Origin of the sequence: Corallococcus sp. CA041A (genome assembly GCF_003612075.1) — a bacterium.
GTDB classification, from domain to species: domain Bacteria; phylum Myxococcota; class Myxococcia; order Myxococcales; family Myxococcaceae; genus Corallococcus; species Corallococcus exiguus.
The window spans coordinates 1-5,708 of sequence record NZ_RAWF01000394.1 but is presented as its reverse complement, the minus strand read 5'-3'; the positions used below and the strand labels follow the sequence as shown (position 1 = coordinate 5,708).

Here is a 5,708-nt window from a genome sequence, read left to right as displayed (position 1 = left end):
GAGCGCGAGCGGCAGTCGGAGGCGGCGGGGCGGCGGGACGAGGGGCGGGCGCCGGCGTCTGGGATTGCAGCGACGAGGCGAGCAGCAGCGCAACGGGGAGCATCTGGGTTCCTTGGGATGAGGCAGGTGCGGCAGCGGACCTGCAAGGGAGCGTGAAGGGGCCGGCTCCCATTCCGGCGCGAACTTCTTAGCGCATGCGGGACACGGAGCGTCCTAGCCTTCTAGGCTCGAAACGCGGGTCGTCCCTGGACCCGGTACGTGAGGACCCGCCTTGAGGCCCACCCTGCTCGCGCTGCTGTTCGTGTGGTTGTCCTGGCCCGCCGCCGCCATGGCGGCACAGAAGGTCACCGTTCCGGTGGACGTGGGCGTGGGGCCGGCGGTGTTCGTGTTCTCCGGCCCCATCGCGGACGACCAGCTGCTGCACACGGGGCTGAAGCTGTCGGTGGACGCGGTGCTGGACAAGGAATGGCTGCGCAAGAACCAGCGCGCCATCCCGGCGCGCTACCGGAAGCAGGCGAAGCAGATGGATGAGATTCGCATCTCGCCGTCCATCTTCATTCCGGACTCGTTCATCATCTCGCCCAAGTACCGCGACACGGGGATGTACGGCGTGACGTTCAAGCCGCTGGGGCTGGGGGTGCCGCTGTCGTCCAGTCCGGTGCGCTTCAAGCTGGGCGTGGGGCTGGTGTTGACGTACGCGTACATCTTCTCCGACACGCTGCCGGACACGCACTTCCTGCGGCCCGGTGCGAGCCTGGGCGCGGACCTGGAGTTCCAGCTGGCGAAGAGCTTCCTCGTCAGCGTGGGCTGGGAGTCCACGTTCTACGTGCCGCAGGAGCTGGGTGGGCTGGGGCTGCCGGACTCGCTGGGGGACGGCATCTTCCACGTGGGGCAGGCGTACCTGCAGCTGCATTTCCGGTTCCCGTACACCACGACGCTGTAGTGCTCGCGCGCGGGCGGGGCGCGTGGCTAGCGTGCCCGGCACCATGTCACTCGTCCTCGCCACCGACGCGCAGAAGGCGCAGCGCGACGCCGTCACCCATGCCGCGTGGGGCTCGCCCCTGAGCGTGCCGCAGTACCAGGAGCGTGAAGCACGGCTGCGCGCGCACCCGTGGAGCCGCGAGGGCATGAACACGTGGCTGTGGCTGGCGGATGACGGCCGGGTGCTGGCGTCATGCGAGACCTTCCACACGGACAGCTTCCTGCGCGGCGCGGACGGACAGCTGACGCAGGGGGACAGCTACGCCATCGCCAGCGTGTACACGGAGGAGCACCTGCGCGGGCGGGGACACGCCACGCGGTTGATGGACGCCGTCGCCGCGGAGCTGGAGCAGGTGGCGCAGCGGCCGCACTCGGTGGTCCTGTTCTCCGACGTCGGGGCGCCGCTGTATCGCCGGTCCGGCTACGCGGACGTGCCCGCGTGGGACTGGCACCTGGACGCCGCCGATGCGCCGGGAGGCCGGCCCGTGGACGACGGCCTTTTGGAGACGGACGTGGCGGGGGCGCTCGCTCGGATGCGCCGGCCGGACGTTCCCTTCTTTCTATGGCCTGGCGCCTCGCAGGTGGACTGGCACCTGGAGCGGGAGCGCATCTACGCGGACCTGCTGGCGCGGCCACGGCCCCGGACGTGCGGCGCGGTGGTGGGCGAATCCACCGCGCTGTGGACGATGAACGCGCGCTACGGCGAGCTGGTGGTGCTGATGCTGGATGCGCGGGACGCCTCCGCGGCGGAGGTGCTGCTCACGGAGGCGCGCCGCGTGGCGCATCACGCGGGACTCAAGCGCGTGGTGTGGTGGGAGGAGCCCTCGACGGCGTCACTGGTCGGCGGCGTCCCCGGCGCGGTGCGGGTGCAGCGGGACGGGTCGCTGCCCATGTTGCGGCCGCTGCGCCCGGGGCTGCCTCCCGCTGCGGAGGTCCCCTTCCCTCGCGCCCTCTGGGTGTGAATCAGGCCTGAATCCAGCACGGCGGCGTCCCTCAGGCCCTCCGGGCGACGGCCGTCATCGAGGCAGGTGGCGTACTTGCAGACGAGGACGGCTCCACCGAGGACCGTGGGTTGCGCCGAGCAGCCCAGCAGGACGCCACCTTCAGGAGAGCGGTCTGGCTTCCCACCTCCGGCCAGGTGGAAACAGGGGCGGCGACCCCAACCCGGATGTGTCAGGCGGCGACAGGTCCCCTAGGATGCGCCCCATGGCCGAGAGAAGGCGCATCATCGAGGGCTCCTGGAACTGCACGTCCTGCGGCGCCAAGAACATCCCTGCCCGTCACAAGAACTGCCCCTCCTGCAACAACCCGCGGGAGCTCACCGGCAAGGAGTCCGAGTTCGACTTCGGTGACGTGGACGCGGCCTCCGGCAAGTCCACCCGCGAGGGTGTCGCCGACGAACAGGCCCTGGAGATGGCCGGCGCCGGCGAGGACTGGTTCTGCGCCTACTGCGGCGCGGCCAACCGGGGCGACGGCAAGCGCTGCCGGCAGTGCTCCGCCGAACGGGGCTCGGATGCGAAGGCCGCTCCGCTCGCGGACCTGTCCCCCAAGGCGCCACCGAAGCCCGCGCCCAAGCCCCGCCGCTTCGGCAAGGTGGCGCTCATCGTGGTGGGCATCTTGAGCTCCTGCTGCCTGGGCACCTGCGCGGTGGGCATCTGGGGCAACATGAAGCATGAGCTCAAGGGCGAGGTGGTGGCCACGAACTGGCGCCGCGCGCTGGTGCAGGAGCGCTTCGTCCCGGAGACGCGCACGGGCTGGCGGGACGAGTTGAGCAACACCTCGCCGCGCATGCCGGTGAACGGCGCGGGCGAGGTCGCGGGCGTGACGAACATCCGCGACTGCGCGTCCCGGCAGCGTGGCACCCGCCGGGTGGCGGACGGCACCCAGCGCGTGTGCCGGACGAAGACGCGCAAGGTGGCCTGCGGCACCGAGGAGAAGTGCTCCCGTCGCGACAAGGGCAACGGCTTCGCCGAAGAGGTCTGCCACGACGTGACGAAGTACTGCAACGAGTCCTACGAGGACTGCGACACGGAGACGCGCTACCGCAACGAGCCCGTCTACTCGCAGCAGTGCGCCTACGACACGTACGTGTGGAAGCCGGTGGACACGCGCGAACTCAAGGGCACGGAGGGGCCGCCGCGCTGGCCGGAGCTCGTCGCCGGGACGAACGAGCGGGTGCGGCGCGAGGAGGACTACACCGTGCTCGTGCGCTACGACGACGACGGCGTGAAGCAGCACGAGGTGAAGCCCACGCGCGAGGACGAGTTCGTCGCGTGGAAGAAGGGCCAGGGCGTCACGCTCACCGTGACGAACCTGGGCAAGGTGGAGCAGGCCGTCCGCCGCTGAAGAAGCACCGTCGAGGAGTCTCATGGAGTGCACCTGCTGTGGCGCCTGCTGCGTGGCGCCGGACATCGCCGCGCTGGACAAGCCGTTGGGGTTGCGGTGCCCGCACCTGGGCGCGGACAACCTGTGCACCGTGTACGAGCGGAGGCCCCAGGTGTGCCGGGACTACGCGGCGGACGAGGTGTGCCGCCGCATCGAGGCCCCCACGTTGGAAGAACGCGTGAACAACTACCTGGCGCTGTTCCAGCTCACCGCGGAGGCGGAGTCCGTGCGCAAGTCGGGCTGCGCCTCCATGCGGATGGCGCGCGCCATCAGGGAGCGGAAGTGAACTTCCAACCCACCGAGCCGTTCGTTCCCGCGCCGGGCGTTCGTGGCGCGCACGCGCAGACCATCTACGCGTCGCTCGTGCGCCCCACCCGCGTGCCGCCCCTGCGCCGGGAGCGGAGGGATTTGCCGGACGGGGACTTCGTCGACCTGGACACCTTCGACGGGCCGAAGGGCGCGCCGCACGTGGTGGTGCTGCACGGCCTGGAGGGGTCCTCGCAGGCGGGCTACGTCACGGAGGTGCTGCGGGGCGCGGCGAAGCGCGGCTGGGGCGCCACGGCGATCAACTTCCGCTCGTGCAGCGGGGAGCCGAACCGGCTGGCCCGGGCGTACCACTCCGGAGACACGGCGGACACGCTGCTGGTGATGGCGGACGTGCGCGAGCGCATCACCGGACCGATGCTCGCGGTGGGATTCTCGCTGGGCGCCAACGTCCTGTGCCGGCTGCTGGAGGAGACGGGAGACCAGGCGCCGGTGGTGGCCGCCACGTCCATCAGCGCGCCGTACGACCTGGACGCGTGCTGCCGCAAACTGGATGGCGGCAGCGGCTACCACTGGCTCTACCGCGAGCGGTTCCTGCGCACGCTCAAGAGCAAGGCCCGCGCGAAGTTGCAGCGGTTCCCGGGCGCGTTCGACGGGACGCGCATGGAGGCGGCGCGCACCATCCGGGGCTATGACGACGTGGTCACCGGGCCGCTGCATGGCTTCCGGGACGCGGAGCACTACTACCGGGAGGCTTCGTCGGGGCCCAGGCTCGCGGACATCCGCCGGCCCACGCTGCTGCTGAGTTCCGCGGATGATCCGATGCTGGAGGCGCCGGTGATTCCGCCCTCGGCGCGGGACAACCCGTTCCTCAGCGTGGTGCTGACCGAGCAGGGTGGCCACGTGGGCTTCGTCGCGGGCCGCGTGCACCGTCCGTACTTCTGGGCGGAGGCGCAGGCGCTCACGTTCTTCGAGCGGGTGCTCGCCAGCTGATCAGCCGAAGAAGAAGGTGAGGCCGAGTTTTCCGGACGGCTGCACCTTGCGCATCATCCACGACTGCGTCTCCACGGGAGACAGCGCGTCGCGGAAGGGCTCGTCCAGCTTCTGGAGGCTGGGGACGTCCATCTCCATGAAGCTCATGCCGCCGCGCACGAAGAAGCTGAGGCGCCGGGTGGCGTTGAACTCCAGCCCCACGTGCGTGCTGATGTACGTGTAGCCCACGCGCTCCATGGAGGAGGCGGGCAGCTGCGTGCGGTCCGCGAGCCTCCGGTTCAGCGTCTGCGTGCTCGCGGCCTGCGCGTGTCCGAACTCCCATGAGAACGAGGGAGAGACCTTGCTCTTCAGCGGGAGCAGCGTGAGTCCTGCGCGCAAGGCGCCTCGCAGACCGTTGTGCGCTCCGCCGAGGTGGATTCGCAGGTACGGCGAAGGCCGGAGGACGCCGGAGAGTCCCGCGCCTTCGGGCATGCCCGCGTCGAGCATCAGACCGAAGGGTGCCAGCCGCTCCGGATCATTGCTGATCCGCCGACGGCCTTCCATCTGCGGTGCCTGCACCTGGGGTGATTGCACCTGCGGTTTTGATTGGGCCACGGCCGTGTGAGCCGCCAGGACCACTACCGCCGCGGTGACGATGGACACCGCTCCCATGAGGATTCTCCCCGTTCCAGACATCGCGGCCACGCGCGATGAGATTTGCGAGGTACGCCGGATCCCAGGAGTACGTGCTCTCCGATGACCCGGCTGCGTGTTGCTCCCCCCGACCCGCCACTCCACTCCCGCCACACGCCCGGTGCTGACTGTCGCGTCGCCTCGATGCCGCCGTCGGCTGGATCGCGAAGCTCTCGCACCGCCACGTCTTGATTCACGGCTCTTCACTTCTCCCGTCCGGCGACCACGACCGCCTTTGCCGGACTCCCCCAAACTGCGCACTGCTCCGTCCCGCCGCCCAGCCCCGTCCTGCGACCTGCCTGCTGCCTTGCTCGACCGCGCCGCGTGCTGCCCCACGGTGCCGCGCGATGAGAGGTGATGCGCACTGCCCTGATCCGCCGTGCTGCCTGTGCTGCGTGCTGCCCCGTCCCGCC

The 5,708-nt window shown here is 70.3% G+C and carries 6 protein-coding genes; 5 read left to right on the top strand and 1 reads right to left on the bottom strand.

Annotation, left to right across the window (positions count from 1 at the left end; genetic code table 11):
* Window positions 1–271 precede the first annotated feature (271 nt).
* From D7V77_RS39510 to D7V77_RS39490, 5 genes are all read left to right on the top strand, one after another.
* Window positions 272–943: a hypothetical protein gene (locus D7V77_RS39510; protein WP_199733981.1), complete on the top strand. Its 672-nt coding sequence runs from the start codon at window positions 272–274 to the stop codon at window positions 941–943.
* A gap of 43 nt (window positions 944–986) precedes the next feature.
* Window positions 987–1,943, top strand: a complete 957-nt coding sequence (locus D7V77_RS39505) for a GNAT family N-acetyltransferase (RefSeq protein WP_120581373.1) — start codon at window positions 987–989, stop codon at window positions 1,941–1,943.
* 244 nt (window positions 1,944–2,187) lie between these two features.
* On the top strand, window positions 2,188–3,327 hold the full coding sequence (locus D7V77_RS39500; protein ID WP_120581372.1) for a hypothetical protein: 1,140 nt from the start codon (window positions 2,188–2,190) through the stop codon (window positions 3,325–3,327).
* A gap of 22 nt (window positions 3,328–3,349) precedes the next feature.
* The gene (locus D7V77_RS39495; RefSeq protein WP_120581371.1) at window positions 3,350–3,652 is read left to right on the top strand and encodes a YkgJ family cysteine cluster protein; all 303 of its coding nucleotides are present in this window, start codon (window positions 3,350–3,352) and stop codon (window positions 3,650–3,652) included.
* Complete coding sequence (locus D7V77_RS39490) at window positions 3,649–4,623, top strand: hydrolase (protein WP_120581370.1); 975 nt, start codon at window positions 3,649–3,651, stop codon at window positions 4,621–4,623. Before D7V77_RS39495 ends, D7V77_RS39490 begins: the two co-directional genes overlap by 4 nt.
* On the opposite strand, the gene D7V77_RS39485 is transcribed toward D7V77_RS39490, so the two are convergent.
* A complete protein-coding gene (locus D7V77_RS39485; RefSeq protein WP_120581369.1) occupies window positions 4,624–5,274 on the bottom strand; it encodes a hypothetical protein in 651 nt (216 codons plus the stop codon). It lies immediately after the preceding gene.
* Window positions 5,275–5,708 lie beyond the last annotated feature (434 nt).

Excerpts from the sequence above, each read along its gene's own strand:
- D7V77_RS39505 (WP_120581373.1), top strand. The coding sequence starts at position 987 with ATGTCACTCGTCCTCGCCACCGACGCGCAGAAGGCGCAGCGCGACGCC.
- D7V77_RS39500 (WP_120581372.1), top strand. The coding sequence starts at position 2,188 with ATGGCCGAGAGAAGGCGCATCATCGAGGGCTCCTGGAACTGCACGTCC.
- D7V77_RS39495 (WP_120581371.1), top strand. The coding sequence starts at position 3,350 with ATGGAGTGCACCTGCTGTGGCGCCTGCTGCGTGGCGCCGGACATCGCC.
- D7V77_RS39485 (WP_120581369.1), bottom strand. The coding sequence starts at position 5,274 with ATGGGAGCGGTGTCCATCGTCACCGCGGCGGTAGTGGTCCTGGCGGCT.